Raw genomic sequence first — 21,023 nt, 5'->3', positions numbered from 1 at the left:
GGAGGAGGGTGCTATGTAACGGTATGAACAGTATTTTCCCCTTTCTCACCCCGTTCGAATTTTATGCTGCACTTGCAATCGGTCTTTGCGGTGGCTTCGTCAAAGGCGTGGTGGGCTTTGCCCTGCCGCTGGTGCTGATTTCCGGTCTCACGACCTTCATGGCGCCCGATCTGGCATTGGCGGGGCTGATTCTGCCCACGGTGCTGGCCAATGCCTTTCAAGCGCTGCGGCAGGGGCCGCAGGCCGCGCTGCGGTCGATCAAGTTGTTTTGGGTGTTTCTGCTCTGCGGTGGCGTGATGCTGGTGCTCTCCGCCCAGATGGTGCGGCTGGTGCCAGCGACGGTGATGCTGCTGATGATCGGCGTGCCGGTGGTGCTGTTTGCGCTGCTGCAACTGTCGAAGCATCAGTTCCATCTGGCGCAGCGGTCGACGAAGGTCGAGGCGCTGGTGGGCGGATTTGCCGGGGCCGTTGGGGGGATTTCCGGCATCTGGGGGCCGCCTACGGTGGCCTATCTCACCGCGCTCGGGACCGCGAAACATGATCAGATGCGGATCCAAGGGGTGATCTACGGGCTGGGCGCGGTGGCGCTGCTTGTCGCGCATATCGGCTCGGGCGTTCTGAACGCGCAGACCTGGCCCTTTTCGGCGCTGTTGATTCTACCGGTGATGGTGGGCGTTTGGCTGGGCAGCAAGGTGATGGACCGGGTCGATCCGGTGCTGTTTCGCAAGATGACTTTGGTGGTCTTGATGGTGGCGGGGTTGAACCTGATCCGGCGGGCGATTTTTTAATCAGTTGAAGTTGCCCTCGGGCCCGGGAATAAGCCGCAGGCGCCGTGCCATTGCTTGCACGCGGGCAGGAGATGACCTTCAGGAATCGATTGCAACGCATCGATTTCGACTGATTGCTAGCATCGTTCGATTTTGAGGGGGGGGGTGGATTTGCGCTCTCATCGCTTCTTCGAAGCGACTGCCGCGCGACGCCTTTTGCTTTGCAAAAGGCTTGGTGGAGCCTAGCGGGATCGAACCGCTGACTCAGAGTAGCCGCGCAGTGGGTGCGCGTCAGTCAGCCCATCTATCGGGCGAAGCATAGCAAAAATCGAAGCGGAGGATGATGGTGGAGCCTAGCGGGATCGAACCGCTGACCTCCTGCATGCCATGCAGGCGCTCTCCCAGCTGAGCTAAGGCCCCATCGTGGATCGTGATCGTGTGATCCGGGTCGTTCTGTGGCGCTGTCTAGGCGCTGGCGGAGGCGGGATCAAGCGGAAAATTGACCCCGCCGCCGATTAATTAATCCTCATCGTCCGAGGCCACATCGGCGAGGTCGTCGAGCGGTACTGTATCGTCATCATCGTCGTCGTCATCAAGGATATCGTCATCCAGATCCACGTCGACCGCGTCATCGTCATCGACCAGCGATTCTTCATCAGCCTTGTCGCCCTTCTTGGCTTTGGCTGTGACCGCATCCTCGGCGTCCGCCGCGATCATGCGCGACTTGGAATTGTCGATCTCGACCTCTTCGCCCGTGTAGGGGCTGATGATCGGATTCTTGTTGAGGTCATAGAAGCGCTTGCCCGTAGTGGGGCACAGGCGCTTGGTTCCCCATTCTTCGTTGGGCATGAAACACCCCTTTATAATATTGCTGTTGCGTGTAGATGATTCCGGCCAAGTGCCATATGAGGGGGGCACTGTCAAAGGCTTTGGCCTCTATCTAGGGACGTTGCTCCGGTAATGAAAGACCCTGTGCTGCCCGGCAACCCGCCGATTCCGCTGATCCTGCGCCGTTCGGCGCGCGCGCGGCGCATCTCACTGCGCATCTCGCAACTGGACGGGCGGGTGACCTTGACGATGCCGAAACGGCTGGCGGAGCGTGAGGCGCTGGCCTTTGCCGAAAGCAAACAAGACTGGATTCGCCAACACCTTGCCGCGCGGGGCGAAGATGTGATCGTGGCCCCGGGGGCAGAGCTTCCGGTGGGCGGCAAGCTGCTGCGCGTCCGCGGCGGGCAGGGGAGGGGCGTGCGGATCGGCCCCGAAGAGATTCTCGTGCCCGGCCCGGAGGAAAGCCTGGGGAAGCGTCTGGCCGCACACCTGCGCGAAGTGGCGCGCGACCGCCTCGCCGGGGCTTGTGACGACTATGCCGCGCTACTGGGCAAGCCCTATGCCCGCATCACCCTGCGCGATACGCGCTCCCGCTGGGGATCTTGTTCATGCGACGGGGCGCTGATGTTCTCTTGGCGGCTGATCATGACCCCGCCCGAGGTGCTGGACTATGTCGCCGCCCATGAGGTCGCGCATCTGGCGCAGATGAACCACTCCCCCGCCTTCTGGGCCGAGGTCGCGCGGATCTACGGCGATTATCAGGCGCCGCGCCAATGGCTGCGCGACCACGGCGGCGGGCTGCACCGCTATCGATTCTAGTCCAGCGTGGCGAAACGCGCCTTCAGCAGCGCTTCGGCATATTCATCCTCGGCCGTGCTGTCATGCACCACGCCGCCGCCCACGTTCAGCCGCAGCCGCCCCTCTGGGTGACAGGTCGCCGTGCGGATCGCCACATTGAACTGCATCGCACCCGTGGGGGCGATCCAACCCACCGCGCCGCAATAGGCATCGCGCGGGGCCGGCTCCAAGGCGCGCAGGATCTGCATCGCGCGGATCTTGGGAGCGCCGGTGATCGAGCCGCAGGGAAAAAGCGCGTGAAAAAGGTCGGGCAGCCGCTTTCCCGGCAAGACCTGCGCCGTGATGCGCGAGGTCATCTGGTGCAGGGTCTCATAGGTCTCGATCTCGAACAGTTTCGGCACCTCGACACTGCCCACCTCGGCGATCCGGCTGATGTCGTTGCGCAAAAGGTCCACGATCATCAGGTTCTCGGCCATGTTCTTTTCCGAGGCCGCAAGCTCTCCGCGCAGCTCCGCGTCCTCCTCAGCGTCCCGCCCGCGCCGCGCCGTGCCCTTCATCGGGCGGGCGGTGAGCTGTCCCTCGGCGGTGAGCGCAAAAAACAGCTCCGGCGAGCGCGACAACAGCACAGGGCCGCCAAGATCGACGAAAGCCCCATGGGCCACGCTTTGCCGCTGGCGCAGCCGGGCGTAAAGCGCCGCTGGCGTCCCGGTATAGCGCCCCTCCATCCCGAAGGTCAGATTGGCCTGATAGATGTCCCCCGCGCTGATGAAGTCCTGCACTTCAGCAAAGGCGGCCTGATACTGCGCGAAATCCCAATCCGGCGTGAGCGCCGACAGGCTGGCATCACCCGCATCTTCGGCAAAACCATAAGCCTCAGGCGCATCAAAAACGCCGAAGCGCAGCAGGGGCAGCCCGCGCGCCGCCGGCATCAACTCACGTAGCTTGTGCGAGCCGAGATAGCCCAACTCATAACTCGCATAGCCCGCCAACCAGGCGCCGCTTTCCCGCGCCGCTTCAAGTGCTGCAAAGGCCGCAGGCACCTCAGCCGGGGTATCGGCACTGATGATCTGCCGCGGCGCGGTGAAGGCCGTGCCGTACCCCAGCGGGCCAGTGTCGAAAAGAACGCGCGGGCCAGCCATGGCGCGCCTTAAAAGTCCGCAGGCACGCGCATATCGCGCAGGGGCCGCACGATATCGATGGATTCCTGGTAGATCGGATGCGCCTTATAGGCGGCCAGTGCCTCGGCATCCGGGAATTCGGCATAGACGACCACATCCACATCCCCCGACAGCGCGTCAACACGGGTGTTCTCGCAGATCTCGAAAGTCGTCGAATGCGGAATGTCGGCCAGTTTCCAAAGCCCCGCCACGATCGTCGGAATGTCCTTGGGGTCCTTGGCCGAGAAAAAGACCACATGACGGATGAAGTTTCGTTTGGTCACGGCGCGTCTCCTTAAGGCAGTTTGACCTCCGATAAATCGCCGCAAGGCCCGCGACAACGGGTGATCGCGTCTTGGCTGCAAAATGCCGCGCTTGACGGGTGGCTGGTTTGTGATCACAACCGCATCATGAACCTGACCCCACGCCCTGTCGAGGCCACGCCGCTGGCCCATGATCGTGTCTACCGCCGCCTGCGCGCGCGGATCATGCATGGCGATCTACCGCCCGGCCACGCCCTCACCCTGCGCGGCATCGGTAAGGAATATGAGGTCTCGATGACCCCGGCCCGCGAAGCGGTGCGGCGGCTGGCGGCAGAGGGGGCGCTGACCATGTCGACTTCCGGACGCATCTCCACCCCCGAACTCAGCAACGAGCGGATCGAGGAGCTGGCCGCCCTCCGCGCGCTCTTGGAGGTCGAGCTTGCCTCTCGCGCCCTGCCGCGCGCCCATATGGCGCTGATTGAGCGGATGCAGACGATCAACTCCAATATTGCCGAGGCCGTGGCCCACCGCGATGCGGTCAGCTACATCCGCACCAATCTCGAGTTTCACCGCACGCTCTACCTGCGCGCCCAAGCGCCTGCCATGCTCGCCATGGCAGAGACGGTCTGGCTGCAACTCGGCCCCACCATGCGCGCGCTCTATGGCCGCCTGCGCCGGACCGAGCCGCCGCATTTCCACCGTCTGATCATCGCGGCCCTGCGCGCGGGCGATGAGCCGGGGCTGCGGCTGGCGGTGCGTTCGGATGTGACCCAAGGGCTGCGCATGCTGGCCAGCTGATCCCGCCCATGGCTTGACAGTAGGGGAGCAGCGGCGCATGAAAGGCATATGGAAAAGACCAGCTTCACATCTGTCTATTACCCCCGTTCCTGATCGGCGCGGCACCCATTCCCATATCCACAAGCCGGCACAGCGCGGCTTATTCTGTCTCCCTGTGGCCTCACAGAAAGAGACGACATGCCCCCCATTCGACCCGCCGTGAAATCCGACCTGCCGATGGTGCTCGATCTGGCCCACGCGCTGGCCGCCTACCACGGTGACACCGCCACCGTGACGCGCGCCGCGCTAGAACGTGACTGCTTCGGCCCCACACCCTGGGTGACCCTTCTGGTGGCCGAAGGCGCTACCGGCCTGCATGGCTATGCCGCGCTCTGCCCGCAGATGCAGTTGCAATTCGGCGCAAGAGGGATGGACCTGCACCACCTCTTCGTCTGCGACACGGCCCGCGGCCGCGGCATTGGCCGCGCGCTGGTCAAAGCGGCGCTGGACCATGCTGAGCGCCAAGGATGCAGCTATGTGACCGTGGGCACGGATACGAAAAACCGGCGCGCGCAGGGTTTCTACCGCGCCGCCGGTTTCGATCAAATCACGCCTGATCCACGTTTTTGGCGGCGGCTGGCTTAGGCCGCCAGCCCCTTCCGCCCCATCTCAAGGAACTTGGTCCGGCGTTCCTGAACCAGCGTCTTGCCGTCCTTGCCGTCAAGCTCCTTGAGCATCGCTTCGATCGACTTGCCCACGGCCTTGATCGATTCCTCGGCATGGCGATGCGCACCCCCCATCGGCTCAGGGATGATCTGGTCGATCACGCCAAGCGTTTTCAGCTCATCGGCCGTCAGACGCATCTGCTCGGCAGCCTCGCGCATCTTCTCGCTGTCCTTCCATAGGATCGACGCACAGCCTTCGGGCGTGATCACCGAATAAACCGAATGCTCCAACATCGCGACACGGTTCGCCGTGGCGAATGCCACCGCCCCGCCAGAGCCGCCTTCGCCCACGATCACACTGACCAAAGGCACGCCAATCTGCAGGCATTTCTCCGTCGAACGGGCAATCGCCTCGGACTGGCCGCGTTCTTCGGCACCCTTGCCGGGATAGGCGCCGGGCGTGTCGACGATGGTAACCACCGGCAGGTCGAACTTATCCGCCAGTTCCATTAACCGCACCGCCTTGCGATAGCCCTCAGGCCGCGCCATGCCGAAATTACGCTCGATCCGGCTCTTGGTATCATTGCCCTTCTCATGGCCAATCACCACCACCGGCGTATCATTGAGCCGCGCCAACCCGCCCATGACTGCCAGATCATCGGCAAAGTTCCGATCCCCCGCCAAGGGCGTGAACTCGGTGAACAGCGCCTCGATATAATCCTTGCAATGGGGCCGCTCCGGATGACGCGCCACCTGACATTTCCGCCAAGGCGTCAGAGAGCCATAAAGCTCTTCAAGCATCCCGGCGGCTTTCTTATCCAGCGCACGGGCCTCATCGGTGATGTCCATCTCTTCATTGGACCGGGCCAACGCCCGCAGCTCTTCCGCCTTGCCTTCGATCTCGGCCAGGGGTTTTTCGAAATCCAGATATTGGGTCATTGCATGCTCCGGCTTGTTGCCTGTGTATATGGAGCGCCGCGCGCCGGTTTGCAACGCGGGTTTGCAAGGCAGGCAAGCCCACGCCCCTCCCTCTTCATCCTTTTTCAAATACCCTCGGGGGTCCGGGGGCAGGGCCCCCGGCGGCTTGCCAAAAGCGCTCAGCCCCCGGCGATCATCTCAGACTGGCGCACGATCACCTCCGCCTGTTTGATGCTGGCGATATCCACCAAACGCCCCTTATAAACCGTGGCCCCTTCGCCCTTGGCCTTGGCCTCTTCCATCGCCGCGAGGATCTCGCGCGCCTCGGCCACAGCCTCTTCCGACGGGGTGAACACCTCGTTGCTTAGCGCCACCTGCTTGGGGTGGATCGCCCATTTGCCGACTATGCCCAAGGTGGCCGAGCGGCGCGCCTGTGCGCGGAAACCCTCGTCGTCCGAGAAATCGCCGAAAGGCCCGTCGACGGGCAGCACGCCATGGGTGCGGCAGGCGGCGACGATGGCGGCCTGTACCCAGTGCCACGGGTCCGACCAATGCTTCTGCTCGCCGCGCTGCATATAGTAGTTCTCTTGCGTGCCGCCGATGCCGGTGGTCTGCATGCCCATGGAGGCGGCGAAATCGGCGGCCCCCAGCGACATCGCCTGCAAACGCGGAGAAGAGGCGGCGATCTCTTCCACATGGGCGATACCGGCGGCGGATTCGATGATGACCTCAAAGCTGATCTTCTTTTCGCGGCCCTTGGCGGTCTCAACCGCCGTCACCAGCGCGTCGACGGCATAGACATCCGCCGCGCAGCCCACCTTGGGGATCATGATCTGGTCAAGCCGCGGCCCGGCCTGCTCCAGCAGGTCCACCACGTCACGATACCAATAGGGCGTGTCGAGCCCGTTGATCCGCACCGAAAGCGTCTTGTTGCCCCAGTCGATCTCGGAAATCGCCTTGATGATATTGGCGCGCGCGCTGTCCTTGTCCGAAGGTGCCACGCTGTCTTCGAGGTCGAGGTTGATCACATCGGCATCCGACGCTGCCATCTTTTCAAAGATCGCCGGGCGGGAGCCGGGGCCGAACAATTGGCAGCGGTTCGGGCGGGCAGGGGCGGCAGGCTGAATGCGGAAGCTCATGGGGCACCTATGGGTAATTTTGTTTCATCAAGCGTCTGCATTCTGGTATGAAATTGCGCCGCCAATCGCAAGGAGGTTTTCGCAGGCGCAGCATTTTGAGGGGTTTGCCTGCAAAGCCAAGCCGCGCACGAATTTTGCGCAGCCAGCGGTAATTTGCGGGATATACAGCGCATTTGCATGCAGATGCGTCGACAACGCCACGCACTTGCGTATTCTCGCGCGCAATATGCGGACAAATTCAATGCCGGAGGCTTGCTATGATCAAAACCCCCTATCTGCTCTTTCTGGGCGACGCGCCTGACTCTCTGTCCGCCAAGGTCGCACAAGGCATCAAGGATTGGCGGCCCGACAACGCGGTCGGCCAGTTCCGCATGGAGGGCTGCAAGGCCGATCTCGGTCTGCAAGACATGACGCTGGCCGAAGCGCGTGAGGCGGGGGCCGAGACATTGGTCATCGGTGTCGCCAACCGTGGCGGTAAAATCAGCGCGGCATGGAAAGAGGTGCTGATCGAGGCACTGAACATGGGCTTCGACATCGCCTCGGGCCTGCACAACCTGCTACGCAACGAAGCCGATCTGGTGGCGGCTGCCGAGGCGAACGGCACCACATTGCATGACGTGCGCGTGCCCAGCGTCGAATACCCCATCGCCGACGGCAAGAAGCGCAGCGGCAAGCGGGTCTTGGCCGTGGGCACCGATTGTTCGGTCGGGAAAATGTACACCGCCCTCGCGCTGGACGAGGCGATGCGCGAGAAGGGCATGAAAAGCACCTTCCGCGCCACCGGCCAGACCGGCATCCTGATCACCGGCGAAGGCGTGCCGCTGGATGCCGTGATCGCCGATTTCATGGCCGGGTCGGTGGAATATCTCACCCCCGCCAATGACGATGACCATTGGGACATCATCGAAGGGCAGGGCAGCCTGTTCCACGTCTCTTATTCCGGTGTGACCATGGCGCTGATCCATGGCGGTCAGCCCGATGCGCTGATCCTGTGCCATGAGCCGACCCGGACCCATATGCGCGGCCTGCCGGAATACAGCCTGCCCAGCCTCGAAGCGGTGCGCGACATGGCGCTGACGCTGGCGCAGGTGCCGAACCCAGACTGCAAGGTCGTCGGTATCTCGGTCAACACCTACCACATGTCCGAGGCCGAGGCGGATGCCTATCTGGCTGAGGTTGAAGAGCGTCTTGGCCTGCCTGCGGTCGATCCCTTCCGCCAAGGGGCGGCGCGACTGGCCGATGCGCTGGCGGCGCTGTGACCATGCAGATCGACGTTACCGCAGATACGTTCAAACTGGCGCAGGTCTTTACCATCAGCCGCGGCTCGCGGACCGAAGCAAAGGTGCTGACCGTCCGCGTGACCGAAGGCGGCGTGACCGGCTGGGGCGAATGCGTGCCCTACGCGCGCTATGACGAGACCCTCGAATCGGTCACGGCTGAGATCAACGGCCTGCCGGGCGATATCACCCGTCAAGCGCTCTATGATCTGCTGCCTGCCGGGGCCGCACGCAACGTGGTCGACTGCGCGCTGTGGGATCTGGAGGCCAAACGCGCCGGCAAGCGGGTGTGGGAGTTGGCCGGGCTGACCGCGCCGGGGCCAGAGATCACGGCCTATACCCTTTCGCTGGACGAACCCGAGGCAATGCGCGCGCAGGCGGCGAAACACAGCTATCGGCCACTGCTGAAAATCAAGCTCGGCACGCCTGACGACATGCCGCGGCTCGAAGCGGTGCGCGCCGGCGCGCCTGATGCCACCATCATCATCGACGCCAATGAGGGCTGGTCGGCTGAGGTCTATGCCGACCTCGCCCCGCATCTGCTCCGTCTGGGTGTGGCGCTGGTTGAACAGCCCCTGCCCGCTGGCGAAGACGACGCGCTTTTGGGGATGGACCGCCCCGTGCCCGTCTGCGCGGATGAAAGCTGCCATGACCGCGCCAGCCTGCCGGGCCTCAAGGGCAAATACGATGTGGTAAATATCAAACTCGACAAGACCGGCGGGCTGACCGAGGCGCTGGCGCTGCGCGATGCGGCGCGGGCCGAGGGGTTCGAGGTCATGGTGGGCTGCATGGTTGGCTCGTCGCTGGCGATGGCACCCGCGACGCTGGTCGCCCAAGGCGCGAAGGTGGTGGACCTTGACGGCCCGCTGCTTCTGGCCGAAGACCGTGACAATGCTTTGAAATTCGACGGCGCGGGCGTGCATCCCCCCGCCGCAGCGCTCTGGGGGTGACCATGCGAACTGTCTATGTAAACGGCGAATACCTGCCCGAGGATCAGGCCAAGGTCTCGATCTTTGACCGGGGTTTCCTGATGGCCGATGGGGTCTATGAGGTGACGAGCGTGCTGGATGGCAAGCTCATCGCCTTTGACGGCCATGCCGAACGTCTGACCCGCTCGATGAATGAGCTTGACATGCGCGCGCCTGCGACGACCGAAGAACTGCTGGAAATCCACCGCGAGTTGGTGCGTCTCAACGATATCAAAGACGGGTTGATCTATCTTCAGGTCACGCGCGGGTCGGATGGCGACCGTGATTTCGCCTTCCCCGATCCCGAGACGACCGCGCCCTCGCTGGTGCTGTTCACCCAGTCGAAACCGGGGCTGGCCGACAATCCCGCCGCCCGTGACGGCATCCGCGTGATCAGCATCGAAGACATCCGTTGGGGCCGCCGCGATATCAAAACGGTGCAGCTGCTCTACCCGTCGATGGGCAAGATGATGGCCAAGAAAGCCGGTGTTGAAGACGCTTGGATGGTCGAAGACGGTTTTGTGACCGAAGGCACGTCGAACAACGCCTATATCGTCAAGGACGGCAAGATCGTGACGCGCGAGACCTCGAACGACATCCTGCACGGCATTACCCGCAAGGCGGTGCTGGAACTGGCCCGCGAAGCGCAGATGCAGGTGGAAGAGCGCAACTTCACCATCGAAGAGGCGCAGCAGGCGGATGAGGCCTTTGTCACCTCGGCCAGCGCTTTCGTGACGCCGGTGGTTGAGATCGACGGCGCCAAGATCGGCAGCGGCACGCCGGGCAAGCTTGCGCCCCGTTTGCGTGAAATCTACCTCGAAGAGATGCGCAAAACCGCGATCTGAGTTTCAGAACCGCGATAAAACCAGCCCCGCCGCCACCAGCGCGGCGGCGGCAATGCGGGTGGGGGTGATGGCCTGCACCGACAGCCCCAAGAGCCCCGTGGCATCGATCACCAGCGCCGCGCTCAACTGGCCAAGGATCAGCGCCGAGATCACTGTCAGCGCCCCCAGCGTCGGGATCGCCCAAAGCACCGACCAGACGTAGAACGCGCCCAACACCCCGCCCAGCAGCAAAACGGGAGAGGCCGAGGCCGCGCGGGGCAGGGCGCTCAATTCGCCGCGCAGCAGCAAGACCCCCAACAGGATCGCAAAGCCGACGCCAAAGGACACCGCCGCCGCAGCGACGCCGCTGCCGATGTTGCGCCCCAAGGCGGCATTGATCGGGGTTTGCAGGGCCACGGCGGCCCCAGCGATGGCGACGGTGATAAGGGCAAGGATGGGGGTGTTCATAGCGGCTCCGCTCTGCTTGGCCCCAGCATGAGAGATGTCGCGCCGGGCGCAAGGGCTTTCGCAGCGAGCGCCCGCGCGGCTAGACTGGCGCAAAGAGGAGGCCGCGATGCGCAGAGAGATTGACCGGGCAGAGATGGAAGCCGCCGTGGGCCGTGAGTTGGGCGTCTCGCCGTGGTTCATGATGGATCAGGCGCGGATCGACGCCTTTGCTGATGTGACCGAGGACCATCAGTTCATCCATGTCGACCCGCTCCGCGCGGCCAAGACGGATTTCGGCGGCACCGTGGCGCATGGGATGCTCACCCTGTCGATGATGTCGGGCATGGCTTACGGCGCGCTGCCGGTGGTGGTGGGCACGAAGGCGTCGATCAACTACGGGTTCGACAGCGTGCGCTTCATCGCCCCTGTGCATTCCGGCAAGCGGATTCGGGGAAGGTTCACGCTGGCCGAGGCGCAGAGGCGCGGGCGGGGTGACCTGATGACCCGCTTTGCCGCAACGGTAGAGATCGAAGGCGCCGCGCGGCCTGCGCTCAAGGCGGATTGGCTTGTGCTCTATCAGTTCTAGGCGAAGCCCTTGAGCGCGCTTGGCCGAGGCAAAGGCGGGCGCACAGGGATGCACGCCCGCTTTGTGGGTTCATTCAAGCGGGTTGCTCAACCCTTTCCGACATTCTCTTCAAAGGCCGTTTTGAACGCCTCTTTCTGGCTGTCGTTCGCATCGGTCTGATAGTTGGCTTTCCATTCGTCCATGGACATCCCGTAAAACAACTCGCGCGCCTCGTCCTTGCCCATCTCGATCCCGCGTTCGTTGGCGGCCTCTTGATACCAGCGCGACAGGCAGTTGCGGCAAAAACCGGCGAGGTTCATCATGTCGATGTTCTGCACATCCGACCGATCTTCCATCAGGTGTTTCTGCAGCCGGCGAAAGGCGGCGGCTTGCAGTTCGATCTCTTGTTGGCTGGGCATGACAGCTTCCTTCTCATATCACTGGACGGGACCGCGATGGACCGTCATTCTGATGAAACCTTTGACAGGCACTCATGGGGGCGCTAGGCCACCGGACAGGCGATGTTATCGTTAACATTCGCTCTGGGGACATAGGACACGAAGGAACAGATATGAGACGTTTGCGCAATGTAAAGATCGTGGCCACGCTTGGGCCAGCCTCTGAAACACGAGAGGTGATCGCGGCATTGCACAACGCCGGGGCGGATGTTTTCCGCCTGAACATGAGCCACGGAAGCCATGAAGAGATCCGGGAAAAACACCGGATCATCCGCGATATCGAGAAAGAGACCGGCGGCGCGATCGGCATTCTGGCGGACCTTCAGGGGCCGAAACTGCGCGTTGGTGTGTTCGAGGGCGACGGGCCAACCTTGGAAGAAGGTGCGTCTTTCCGGCTCGACCTTGATGAGACGCCGGGCAATGCGGCCCGCGTCTGCCTGCCGCATCCTGAGATTTTCGCAGCCCTTGAGCCGGGCGCGAGCCTGTTGGTCAATGACGGCAAGATCCGCCTTAAGGTGCGCGACTGCGGCCCGGATTTCGCCGATTGTGAAGTGGTGACGGGCGGTGTCATCTCAAACCGCAAGGGCGTGAACGTGCCTGACGTGCTGCTGCCGCTGGCCGCGCTTTCCGAGAAAGACCGCGCCGATCTGGAGTTCGTCTGCGAATTGGGGGTCGACTGGCTCGCCCTCAGCTTTGTTCAGCGGCCCGAGGATGTGACCGAGGCGCGCGATCTGGTCAGAGGCCGGGCGGCGGTGCTTTCAAAGATCGAGAAGCCTGCGGCGGTTGAGCGGTTCGAGGCGATCTTGGATGTCAGCGACGGCATCATGGTGGCGCGGGGCGATCTGGGCGTGGAGCTGCCGGTGCAGAACGTGCCGCCGATCCAGAAACGTCTGGTGCGCAAATGCCGCGCGGCGGCCAAGCCGGTGATCGTGGCGACACAGATGCTCGAATCGATGATCGAAAGCCCGATGCCGACCCGCGCCGAAGTCTCGGATGTGGCGACCGCGATTTACGAAGGCGCCGACGCCGTGATGCTGAGCGCCGAATCCGCCGCCGGGGATTACCCGCTGCAGGCCGTGGCGACGATGGATAACGTGGCTCAAGAGGTCGAAGCCGATGCGACCTATACGCAGATCATCGAATCCTCGCGCACGGCGGACCGCACCACCGTGGCCGATGGCATCGTCGCCGCCGCGCGTGAGATTGCCGAGACGACGGACATCAAGGCGATTTGCTGCTTTACTCAATCGGGCACCACCGCCCTGCTGACCGCCCGCGAACGGCCCCGCGTGCCGATCATCGCCCTGTCGCCGCTGGTCAACACCGCGCGCCGTCTGGCGCTGAGCTGGGGCACGAATTGCATCATCACCGATGGGCATGACCGGTTTAAGCTGGCCGTGCTGAGCGCCGCGCGGGCCGCCTTGTCAGAGGGGTATGCCGGGCCGGAGGATCATATCGTCGTCACCGCCGGGGTGCCCTTCAACGTGCCGGGCAGCACCAATATTCTGCGCGTCGCGCCCTGTGACGAACGTTTGATTTACGCCTCCGATCCAGAGTAGCCTTTCCCCGGATAGGGGGATGTTGCGTGGACTCTGACTTGGCAATGGTGGTGGGCATCGTTCTGGCGGTGCTGTCGGTCCCCTCGATCCTGTCCGCGGTGACCGACCGTCGGTCGCCGCGCGCCTCGGCCATCACGATCTTGATCGCGGGCGGGCTGATCGTCTTTGCGCTGCGCGAAAATCCGGGGCGCTATTCCTTTGAGAACCTGCCGGAGGTCTTCGTCTCGGTCGCGGCGGACTTCTTGCCCTGAGGGGTCGTGCGAAACCTCTTGCATCCCTGACCGACCGCGCCTATACGGCGCATCTTAGCCTGCACGACCGGCCTCAAGTGGCATGCCGAGTCGTGTTTATACCGAACTCAAAAGACGGAGACGGAAATGCCCAAGATGAAGACGAAATCGAGCGCCAAGAAGCGCTTCAAGGTCTCGGCGACCGGCAAGGTCATCGCCAGCCAAGCCGGCAAACAGCACGGCATGATCAAGCGGACCAACAAGTTCATCCGTAACGCACGCGGCACGACAACCCTGTCGGAAGCCGATGCAAAGATCGTCAAGGGCTTCATGCCCTACGCCCGCTGATTAAGGAGAGCCGAGATGTCCCGAGTTAAAGGTGGTACAGTCACCCACGCGCGTCACAAGAAGATCATCAAAGCCGCAAAAGGCTACTATGGTCGGCGCAAGAACGTCTTCAAGGTCGCCACGCAGGCGGTCGACAAGGCCAACCAATATGCAACGCGTGACCGCAAGAATCGCAAGCGCAACTTCCGCGCTCTGTGGATCCAGCGGATCAACGCCGCCGTGCGCAGCCACGACGAGGCGCTGACATACAGCCGCTTCATCAACGGTCTGACGCTGGCCGGCATCGAAGTGGACCGCAAGGTTCTGGCCGATCTGGCCGTGCACGAGCCCGAAGCCTTCGGTGCGATCGTCAAGCAAGCGCAGGACGCGCTGGCGGCCTAAGCCGAGATTGCTTTGAATTTGCGAAAGCCCTGCCGGATGGCGGGGCTTTTTGCATTTGGGGGATCTGCGTTTCGGGCCGGCGTGCGGGCCTTGCCACAATCTTGCCCCGATAATCCCTTGCCACGGCCTTGCCTGCTCCTCACCCCCATGGACAATGTGCCCCAACGACAGGTCACTGTGCAGCCTATCTGCACCGGTGCCGCAGCAATTGGCGCTGTTTGTCAGCAAGTTATTTATAAAAGGTGGGGACGTTTATGCCCGGAATTGTAATCAACAGGTTGGACGAAGACCCGCATGAGACGGTCTATGGCATTCGCGACGATACCAGTTCGCGCGGCGTCGATCTGGAGGGCGCGCGGATCACGCTGACCTATGCCGATGGCTCGGTCGAGACGCTGACGTGGCACGCAACAGATCCCTATACGAATGGCGCGGCGGTGGGGGAGGATACGCAGATGTCCTTCGGCTATGACTGGCACCATCTTGAGACGACCAAGCCGCTCGCCACGATGGAGATCGACCTTCAGCCCGCCAGTTCCGTTTTCGACAGCACCACCACGGCGGACGATGACCCCAATGGCGGCTCGACCCCCACTTCGCTTGAGGGGTTTCCCTTCCGCGTGGAGTCCGGTTCGCGGGATTTGGCCGGTGATCTTGAGGTGACCTATTCCGGCATCGTCAATCTGGCGGGCAGCCCGGCTGCGGGGGATCTTTTCACCACCATGACCGTCGATTTCTCAGACCTGCCCGAGGGCGGGTTATTGGGGAATTTGGCGTGGAAATCCGACATCGACACGATGCGCGAAGAGGGCGATCTGGTCTCGACCGGGGTGGCCTGTTTCGCGCGCGGCACGCTGATCACCACCGAAGCGGGCGATCTCCCGGTCGAGGCTTTGGCCCCCGGCGTGCGCGTGCTGACCCAAGGCCACGGCTATCAGGAACTCGTCGCGGCGCTGCGCCGTTCGGTCGGGGCGGGGGAGTTGGCGAAGAATCCCAAGCTCTACCCCATTCGGATCAGTGCCGGAGCCTTGGGCGCGGGGCTGCCAAAGCGTGACCTCATGGTCTCAAGGCAGCATCGCATGGTCGCGCGTTCAGGCATCGTCAAGCGGGTCTGCGGCGCGATGGCCGTGCTCGTCGCCGCGATCCGGTTGACCGAACTGCCGGGGGTGCATGTGGATGAGGGTGTCTCGCAGGTGGAGTATTTCCACTTGGTTTTTGAGAAACACCAGATCGTTTATGCCGAGGGCGCACCGAGCGAGAGCTTTTTGCTGAATGCCGAAACGGTAAAAACCCTCGGTCAGGCGCAGCGCGAGGAGTTTGCGACGCTCTTCCCCGCTTTGGTTGAGGGCAACGGCTTCGGCACCCCCGCGCATCAGATCCCAGCGGGCCCCGTGCAAAAGCGGTTGATTGCAAAGCACAAGAAAAACGGGCGCGCCCTGCTATCGGTTTAGGGTGTCGGGGTCATAGGGATTGTGGCTGGCGGCGGACAGGTTGATCCCATCCTGTGCCGCGCGATGCGCAATCGCCTCTTCGCTGCGGTTCAGTTGCACCGCGATCACGCTGGTCGCCGTGCCCTCTGCCGCAAGAATGCGAAGCTGTTCTAGGTCTTCGGCGCTCCATGGGGCGCCGGTGCTGCGGTCATAATCTGCCATGTCGGAGGCTCCTTTCACGGGCAAAACACGGCGCGGCCTGTGGCGGTTCCTCCTGTGAGGGAGAGGGGGCACGCTCTGCGCCCCCCTCCTGCCGTCACTTCAAAAGCGCCAGCATCTCTTTCGCCGCTTCCTCGGAAGAGGCGGGGTTCTGGCCGGTGACCAGCTTGCCGTCGACCAGCACATAGGACGCCCAATCGTCGCCCTTGCTATAGTCGCCGCCGTTTTCCTTCAGCATATCTTCGACCAAGAAGGGCACCACATCGGTGAGGCCAACGCCTTCTTCCTCGGTGTTGGTGAAGCCGGTGACGCGCTTGCCCGAGACCAGCGGCTTGCCGTCGGCTTGGGTATCTTTGAACACGGCAGGCGCGTGGCACACGGCCCCCACGGGGCGGTCGGAGGCCCAGAAGGTTTCGATCAGGCGCTTGCTGTCGGCGTCATTGGCCAGATCCCACAGGGGGCCGTGGCCGCCGGGGTAGAAGATCGCATCGAAACCATCCGCGTCCACATCGCCCAGCACTTTGGTCGAGGCCAGCGCCTGCTGCGCGGCGGCGTCGTCTTTGAACCGGCGGGTGGCATCGGTCTGCGCGTCTTCGCTGTCGCTATTGGGGTCGAGCGGCGGCTGCCCGCCCTTGGGTGAGGCGAGTGTCACATCCGCGCCCGCGTCTTTGAAAACGTAATAGGGGGCTGCGAATTCTTCGAGCCAGAAACCGGTCTTGTTGCCGGTGTCGCCCAATTCGTCATGCGATGTCAGAACCATCAGAATTTTCATCAGTCTCTCCTTTCGGGGGAGGTTGGGCGCGTCGCTGAAGCAGGGCGCGCCGAGGGGATGCGGCCTAACGCTTTGCAGAGGTGGTGGTTCCCCCATGGCGCCACAACCCCTACGGCTTGCATTCGAGGGGCGAGAGGGCTAGCAGGACGGGGTATTATTCCAAGGGCCTGTCATGGACGATCTGAAGCAAAAGTACCTGAGCCAAATTGCCGATGCTGGCGACGAATCCGCGCTGGAAGACATCCGGCTGGCCGCCGTGGGCAAAAAGGGCGAAGTCGCACTGAAAATGCGCGAGCTGGGCAAGATGACCCCCGAGGAGCGTCAGGTCGCGGGCCCCGCGCTGAACGCGCTGAAGGATGAGATCAACTCGGCGCTGTCCGCCAAGAAGGCAGCACTTGGCGATGCCGCGTTGGATGAGCGTCTGCGCAGCGAATGGCTCGACGTGACCCTGCCCACGCGGAACCAGCGTCAGGGCAGCATCCACCCGGTCAGCCAAGTGACCGAAGAGCTGACCGCGATCTTCGCCGAAATGGGTTTTGCCGTCGCCGAAGGCCCGCGCATCGACACCGATTGGTACAACTTCGATGCGCTGAACATCCCCGGCCACCACCCCGCGCGGGCCGAGATGGACACCTTCTATATGCACCGGGCCGAGGGTGACGAACGCGCCCCCCATGTGCTGCGCACCCATACCTCGCCCGTGCAGATCCGCACCATGGAGGCCGAGGGCGCGCCTTTGCGCATCATCTGCCCCGGCGGCGTCTACCGCGCCGATTATGACCAGACCCACACGCCGATGTTCCATCAGGTCGAAGGTCTGGCGATCGACAAGGACCTATCGATGGCGAACCTGAAATGGGTGCTGGAAGAGTTTTTCTCGGCGTTTTTCGAGGTCGACGGTATCAAGACCCGCTTCCGCGCCTCGCATTTTCCCTTCACCGAGCCTTCGGCCGAGGTCGACATCCAGTGTTCCTGGGTCGACGGCCAGCTGCGCATTGGCGAAGGCGACGGCTGGATGGAGGTGCTGGGCTCCGGCATGGTGCACCCCAAGGTGCTGGCCGCGGGCGGGATCGACCCGAATGAGTGGCAGGGCTTTGCCTTTGGCATGGGGATCGACCGGATCGCGATGCTGAAATACGGGATTCCGGATTTGCGGGCGTTCTTTGATTCAGACCTGCGTTGGCTGCGGCATTATGGGTTCGCGAGCTTGGATCAGCCGAATTTGCATGGTGGGTTGAGTAGGTAATGCGGTTGGAAATGATCTCTGCGGGGCAAAACCTTCGTGAGGATTACTTATGGCTGGCAAATCTAGACCCGGCGATAATCCAGGGTTTGCTCACGTTGCTATCTGCATCAGTAGCAGCGTTGGTCGCTCTGTATATCGCTAAAAAAATATATCCGATCCAAAAAGACAAGGACCGTGAAATCAAGATAGATGAAGAAAAACGTGCTGTGTATCGCGATTTTCTAAAAAACATAGACGGGCTCTTGAACCAGCGGCTTCTCGATACTCAAGTCGAAAAGATGCGCGCTATTAATCGAGTAAAAGCTTCACTAAATGAAGTTTCTATATTCGCGCACAAGGATACAGCAGATGCCATGAGGGCATTGTACGTGTTCGCTGCCCTCCTATCGAATAGGTTATCCAATGAAGCGGACTTTGGGAGCGAGAGCCAAGAAAGCTATGCTGAAGAACTTGAGAATGCGAACATGGCATTTCGCATTGCAATAAACGCTGCACGTATTGAGCTAGGGGTAGCGCCTCTAGAGAATATCGCTGAGCTTGCAATCTTAACTAGCAGGCCAAACGGGGACTAAAATCATGAAATTCACCCTCTCCTGGCTCAAGGACCATCTCGACACCACGGCGTCGATTGATGAGATCACCTATGCCCTCACCGACCTCGGCCTCGAGGTCGAAGGCGTCGAGAACCCGGCGGCGAAGCTTGCCGATTTCACCCTCGGCTATGTGCAATCGGCCGAGAAACACCCCGATGCCGACCGGCTGAACGTCTGTCAGGTGGAAACCGACGAAGGCGTCATGCAGATCATCTGCGGCGCGCCCAATGCCCGCGCGGGGATCACCGTCGTCGTGGCCAAGCCGGGCGTCTATGTGCCGGGCATCGACACGACCATCGGCGTCGGCAAGATCCGCGGTGTGGAAAGCTTCGGCATGATGGCCTCCGAACGCGAGATGGAGCTGAGCGAAGAGCATGACGGCATCATCGAGCTGCCCTCGGGCAAGCCCGGTGACCGTTTCATTGACTGGCTGGCCGAGAATGACCCGGCCAAAGTCGATCCGGTGATCGAGATCGCCATCACCCCGAACCGGCCCGACGCCCTCGGCGTGCGCGGCATCGCGCGTGACCTCGCCGCGCGGGGTCTGGGCAAGCTGAAGCCGCGCGATTGCGATGCGGTAGAGGGCAGCTTTGCCTCGCCGATCTCCGTCAGCATCGACGAGGACACGCTGGACGGCTGCCCGGTGTTCTACGGTCGCCTGATCAAAGGCGTGAAGAACGGCCCCAGCCCGCAGTGGCTGCAGGATTGCCTGCGCGCCATCGGGCTGCGCCCGATCTCTTTCCTCGTCGACGTGACCAACTTCTTCACATTCGACCGCAACCGCCCGCTGCATGTCTTCGACGCCGATAAGGTCAAGGGCAACCTGCGGGTGCACCGCGCCAAGGGCGGCGAGGAAATCGCCGCGCTGGACGAGAAGACCTACACCCTGCAGGAGGGCCAGATGGCCATCTCCGATGACAGCGGTGTGGAAAGCATCGCGGGCATCATGGGCGGCGAGGCGACCGGTGTGACCGAGGAGACGGTGAACGTCTTTGTCGAGAGCGCCTATTGGGACCCGGTTCAGATCGCCTACACGGGCCGCGCGCTGAAGATCAATTCGGACGCGCGCTACCGGTTCGAGCGCGGCGTCGACCCGGCCTTCACGCCCGAGGGGCTTGAGCATGCCACGCGGATGATCCTTGATCACGCGGGCGGTGAGGCCTCCGAGGTCGTGGTCGCGGGGCAGGTGCCGGACACCTCGCGCGCCTACAAGCTCGATACCGCGCGGGTGCAGTCGCTCGTCGGCATGACGATCCCTGAGAGTGACCAGCGCGAGACGCTGACCGCGCTCGGCTTCCAGCTCGACGGCGACATGGCACAGGTGCCAAGCTGGCGCCCGGACGTGCAGGGCGAGGCCGATCTGGTCGAGGAAGTCGCGCGTATCGCCTCGCTGACGCAGCTCGAAGGCAAGCCCCTGCCACGTCTGACAACAGGCGTGCCGCGCCCGGTGCTTTCGCCCATGCAGCGCCGCGTGGTGACCGCCCGGCGCACGGCGGCGGCGCTCGGCTACAACGAATGCGTGAGCTACAGCTTCATCGACCAAGCCTCGGCGGCACTCTTCGGTGGTGGCACCGATGCGACGCGGCTGGAGAACCCGATCTCCTCGGACATGAGCCACATGCGCCCCGACCTGCTGCCCGGCCTGCTGCAAGCTGCCGCCCGCAATCAGGCGCGCGGCTTTGCCGACATGGCGCTTTTCGAGGTCGGCCCTGCCTTCTCCGGCGGGGAGCCGGGTGAAGAGCAGGTCATGGTTTCCGGCCTTCTGGTTGGCCGCACCGGCCCACGCGACGTGCATGGCGCTGCGCGCGCCGTGGATGTCTATGACGTGAAGGCCGATGCCGAGGCGGTGCTCGCGGCAATCGGCGCGCCTGCCAAGGTGCAGATCCTGCGCGGCGCTGATGAGTGGTGGCACCCGGGCCGTCACGGCAAGATCTGCCTCGGTCCCAAGAAAGTGCTGGGCGTCTTTGGCGAAGTGCACCCGCGGGTTCTGGCCGCGATGGACGTGAAAGGCCCGGCAATGGCCTTCACCCTCTATCCTGCCGAAGTGCCGCTGCCGCGCAAATCTGGTGCCACGCGCCCCGCGTTGCAGATCAGCGACCTGCAGGCGGTAGAGCGTGATTTCGCCTTCGTCGTCGATGCCGATGTGGAGGCGCTGGCGCTGGTCAATGCCGCCAAGGGCGCCGACAAGAACCTCATCGAAGACGTGCGCGTCTTTGACGAGTTCATCGGCGGCAGCCTCGGCGACGGCAAGAAATCCCTCGCCATCACCGTGCGCCTGCAGCCCAGCGACAAGACGCTGAAGGATGCAGACATCGAAGCCGTAGGTGCTAAGGTTGTCGAGAAAGTGACCAAAGCCACAGGCGGCGTGCTGCGCGGCTGAACGAAAGGACGAGC

The 21,023-nt window shown here is 62.9% G+C and carries 25 protein-coding genes and 1 tRNA gene; 16 read left to right on the top strand and 10 right to left on the bottom strand.

Annotated elements, in window-relative coordinates:
- Positions 1-23: 23 nt before the first annotated feature.
- Positions 24-788: a sulfite exporter TauE/SafE family protein gene (locus tag J7392_RS05760; protein WP_209216603.1), complete on the top strand. Its 765-nt coding sequence runs from the start codon at positions 24-26 to the stop codon at positions 786-788.
- A gap of 323 nt (positions 789-1,111) precedes the next feature.
- Here J7392_RS05760 and J7392_RS05755 read toward each other — a convergent pair.
- Both J7392_RS05755 and J7392_RS05750 read right to left on the bottom strand, forming a co-directional pair.
- Positions 1,112-1,187: transfer RNA gene (locus J7392_RS05755), tRNA-Ala, on the bottom strand.
- Positions 1,188-1,286: 99 nt separating this feature from the next.
- Positions 1,287-1,616, bottom strand: a complete 330-nt coding sequence (locus tag J7392_RS05750; protein ID WP_209216601.1) for a TIGR02300 family protein — start codon at positions 1,614-1,616, stop codon at positions 1,287-1,289.
- A 111-nt stretch (positions 1,617-1,727) separates the two neighbouring features.
- On the opposite strand from J7392_RS05750, the gene J7392_RS05745 reads away from it, so the two are divergent.
- The gene (locus J7392_RS05745; protein WP_209216599.1) at positions 1,728-2,414 is read left to right on the top strand and encodes a SprT family zinc-dependent metalloprotease; all 687 of its coding nucleotides are present in this window, start codon (positions 1,728-1,730) and stop codon (positions 2,412-2,414) included.
- Here the strand turns inward: J7392_RS05745 and J7392_RS05740 are convergent.
- Entirely contained in the window at positions 2,411-3,532 is a 1,122-nt protein-coding gene (locus J7392_RS05740; protein ID WP_209216597.1) for an aminodeoxychorismate synthase component I, read from the bottom strand. The genes J7392_RS05745 and J7392_RS05740 overlap by 4 nt on opposite strands.
- Before the next feature lie 8 nt (positions 3,533-3,540).
- Positions 3,541-3,834, bottom strand: a complete 294-nt coding sequence (locus J7392_RS05735; RefSeq protein ID WP_007118141.1) for a Dabb family protein — start codon at positions 3,832-3,834, stop codon at positions 3,541-3,543.
- 126 nt (positions 3,835-3,960) lie between these two features.
- Here J7392_RS05735 and J7392_RS05730 point away from each other — a divergent pair, with 126 nt between their 5' ends.
- Both J7392_RS05730 and J7392_RS05725 read left to right on the top strand, forming a co-directional pair.
- Positions 3,961-4,611, top strand: a complete 651-nt coding sequence (locus tag J7392_RS05730) for a GntR family transcriptional regulator (RefSeq protein ID WP_209216593.1) — start codon at positions 3,961-3,963, stop codon at positions 4,609-4,611.
- A gap of 177 nt (positions 4,612-4,788) precedes the next feature.
- Entirely contained in the window at positions 4,789-5,235 is a 447-nt protein-coding gene (locus J7392_RS05725) for a GNAT family N-acetyltransferase (protein WP_209216592.1), read from the top strand.
- Here J7392_RS05725 and J7392_RS05720 read toward each other — a convergent pair.
- On the bottom strand, positions 5,232-6,194 hold the full coding sequence (locus tag J7392_RS05720) for an acetyl-CoA carboxylase carboxyltransferase subunit alpha (RefSeq protein ID WP_209216590.1): 963 nt from the start codon (positions 6,192-6,194) through the stop codon (positions 5,232-5,234). The genes J7392_RS05725 and J7392_RS05720 overlap by 4 nt on opposite strands.
- Before the next feature lie 158 nt (positions 6,195-6,352).
- Positions 6,353-7,312 carry an L-malyl-CoA/beta-methylmalyl-CoA lyase gene (locus J7392_RS05715; protein ID WP_209216588.1) on the bottom strand — a complete coding sequence of 320 codons (960 nt, stop codon included), beginning with the start codon at positions 7,310-7,312 and terminating at the stop codon, positions 6,353-6,355.
- 257 nt (positions 7,313-7,569) lie between these two features.
- On the opposite strand from J7392_RS05715, the gene dgcN reads away from it, so the two are divergent.
- The 3 genes from dgcN to J7392_RS05700 are packed head-to-tail and all read left to right on the top strand — an operon-like array spanning position 7,570 to position 10,402.
- Positions 7,570-8,571 carry an N-acetyltransferase DgcN gene (gene dgcN, locus J7392_RS05710; RefSeq protein WP_067264538.1) on the top strand — a complete coding sequence of 334 codons (1,002 nt, stop codon included), beginning with the start codon at positions 7,570-7,572 and terminating at the stop codon, positions 8,569-8,571.
- A gap of 2 nt (positions 8,572-8,573) precedes the next feature.
- Positions 8,574-9,539, top strand: a complete 966-nt coding sequence (gene dgcA, locus J7392_RS05705) for an N-acetyl-D-Glu racemase DgcA (RefSeq protein WP_209216586.1) — start codon at positions 8,574-8,576, stop codon at positions 9,537-9,539.
- Between the two features lie 2 nt (positions 9,540-9,541).
- Positions 9,542-10,402 (top strand): D-amino-acid transaminase, encoded by an 861-nt coding sequence (locus J7392_RS05700; RefSeq protein WP_209216584.1) that lies wholly within the window; start codon positions 9,542-9,544, stop codon positions 10,400-10,402.
- 3 nt (positions 10,403-10,405) lie between these two features.
- Here the strand turns inward: J7392_RS05700 and J7392_RS05695 are convergent, their stop codons facing one another.
- A complete protein-coding gene (locus tag J7392_RS05695) occupies positions 10,406-10,849 on the bottom strand; it encodes a DMT family transporter (RefSeq protein ID WP_209216582.1) in 444 nt (147 codons plus the stop codon).
- A gap of 106 nt (positions 10,850-10,955) precedes the next feature.
- On the opposite strand from J7392_RS05695, the gene J7392_RS05690 reads away from it, so the two are divergent.
- Positions 10,956-11,414 carry a MaoC family dehydratase gene (locus J7392_RS05690; protein ID WP_209216580.1) on the top strand — a complete coding sequence of 153 codons (459 nt, stop codon included), beginning with the start codon at positions 10,956-10,958 and terminating at the stop codon, positions 11,412-11,414.
- 86 nt (positions 11,415-11,500) lie between these two features.
- Here J7392_RS05690 and J7392_RS05685 read toward each other — a convergent pair whose 3' ends face one another.
- Complete coding sequence (locus tag J7392_RS05685; protein WP_209216579.1) at positions 11,501-11,812, bottom strand: DUF1244 domain-containing protein; 312 nt, start codon at positions 11,810-11,812, stop codon at positions 11,501-11,503.
- A 152-nt stretch (positions 11,813-11,964) separates the two neighbouring features.
- On the opposite strand from J7392_RS05685, the gene pyk reads away from it, so the two are divergent.
- The 5 genes from pyk to J7392_RS05660 all read left to right on the top strand — a co-directional run bounded on the left by pyk (position 11,965) and on the right by J7392_RS05660 (position 15,820).
- Positions 11,965-13,410 carry a pyruvate kinase gene (gene pyk / locus J7392_RS05680; protein ID WP_209216578.1) on the top strand — a complete coding sequence of 482 codons (1,446 nt, stop codon included), beginning with the start codon at positions 11,965-11,967 and terminating at the stop codon, positions 13,408-13,410.
- Between the two features lie 26 nt (positions 13,411-13,436).
- On the top strand, positions 13,437-13,661 hold the full coding sequence (locus tag J7392_RS05675; RefSeq protein WP_271692463.1) for a hypothetical protein: 225 nt from the start codon (positions 13,437-13,439) through the stop codon (positions 13,659-13,661).
- A 126-nt stretch (positions 13,662-13,787) separates the two neighbouring features.
- Positions 13,788-13,988, top strand: a complete 201-nt coding sequence (gene rpmI, locus J7392_RS05670) for a 50S ribosomal protein L35 (RefSeq protein ID WP_067264506.1) — start codon at positions 13,788-13,790, stop codon at positions 13,986-13,988.
- A gap of 15 nt (positions 13,989-14,003) precedes the next feature.
- On the top strand, positions 14,004-14,369 hold the full coding sequence (rplT, locus tag J7392_RS05665) for a 50S ribosomal protein L20 (RefSeq protein WP_067264504.1): 366 nt from the start codon (positions 14,004-14,006) through the stop codon (positions 14,367-14,369).
- A gap of 254 nt (positions 14,370-14,623) precedes the next feature.
- Positions 14,624-15,820 (top strand): Hint domain-containing protein, encoded by a 1,197-nt coding sequence (locus tag J7392_RS05660; RefSeq protein ID WP_209216577.1) that lies wholly within the window; start codon positions 14,624-14,626, stop codon positions 15,818-15,820.
- On the opposite strand, the gene J7392_RS05655 is transcribed toward J7392_RS05660, so the two are convergent.
- Positions 15,809-16,021 carry a hypothetical protein gene (locus J7392_RS05655; protein WP_209216576.1) on the bottom strand — a complete coding sequence of 71 codons (213 nt, stop codon included), beginning with the start codon at positions 16,019-16,021 and terminating at the stop codon, positions 15,809-15,811. The genes J7392_RS05660 and J7392_RS05655 overlap by 12 nt on opposite strands.
- Before the next feature lie 94 nt (positions 16,022-16,115).
- Positions 16,116-16,790, bottom strand: coding sequence for a type 1 glutamine amidotransferase domain-containing protein (locus J7392_RS05650; RefSeq protein ID WP_209216575.1), 675 nt, complete (start codon positions 16,788-16,790; stop codon positions 16,116-16,118).
- 172 nt (positions 16,791-16,962) lie between these two features.
- Between J7392_RS05650 and pheS the strand changes: the two genes are divergently transcribed.
- Genes pheS through pheT form a run of 3 tightly spaced genes read left to right on the top strand, consistent with a single transcriptional unit; the run spans position 16,963 to position 21,009 of the window.
- Positions 16,963-18,036 carry a phenylalanine--tRNA ligase subunit alpha gene (pheS, locus tag J7392_RS05645; RefSeq protein WP_209216574.1) on the top strand — a complete coding sequence of 358 codons (1,074 nt, stop codon included), beginning with the start codon at positions 16,963-16,965 and terminating at the stop codon, positions 18,034-18,036.
- A complete protein-coding gene (locus J7392_RS05640) occupies positions 18,036-18,608 on the top strand; it encodes a hypothetical protein (protein ID WP_209216573.1) in 573 nt (190 codons plus the stop codon). Before pheS ends, J7392_RS05640 begins: the two co-directional genes overlap by 1 nt.
- A gap of 4 nt (positions 18,609-18,612) precedes the next feature.
- Positions 18,613-21,009: a phenylalanine--tRNA ligase subunit beta gene (pheT, locus tag J7392_RS05635; RefSeq protein WP_209216572.1), complete on the top strand. Its 2,397-nt coding sequence runs from the start codon at positions 18,613-18,615 to the stop codon at positions 21,007-21,009.
- The last annotated feature ends 14 nt before the right edge of the window (positions 21,010-21,023 follow it).

It is taken from the genome of Sulfitobacter sp. R18_1 (assembly GCF_017743915.1).
Taxonomy (GTDB): Bacteria; Pseudomonadota; Alphaproteobacteria; order Rhodobacterales; family Rhodobacteraceae; genus Sulfitobacter; species Sulfitobacter faviae.
Note: the sequence above shows the minus strand (reverse complement) of the source record. Positions and strands in the feature narration are given on the sequence as shown.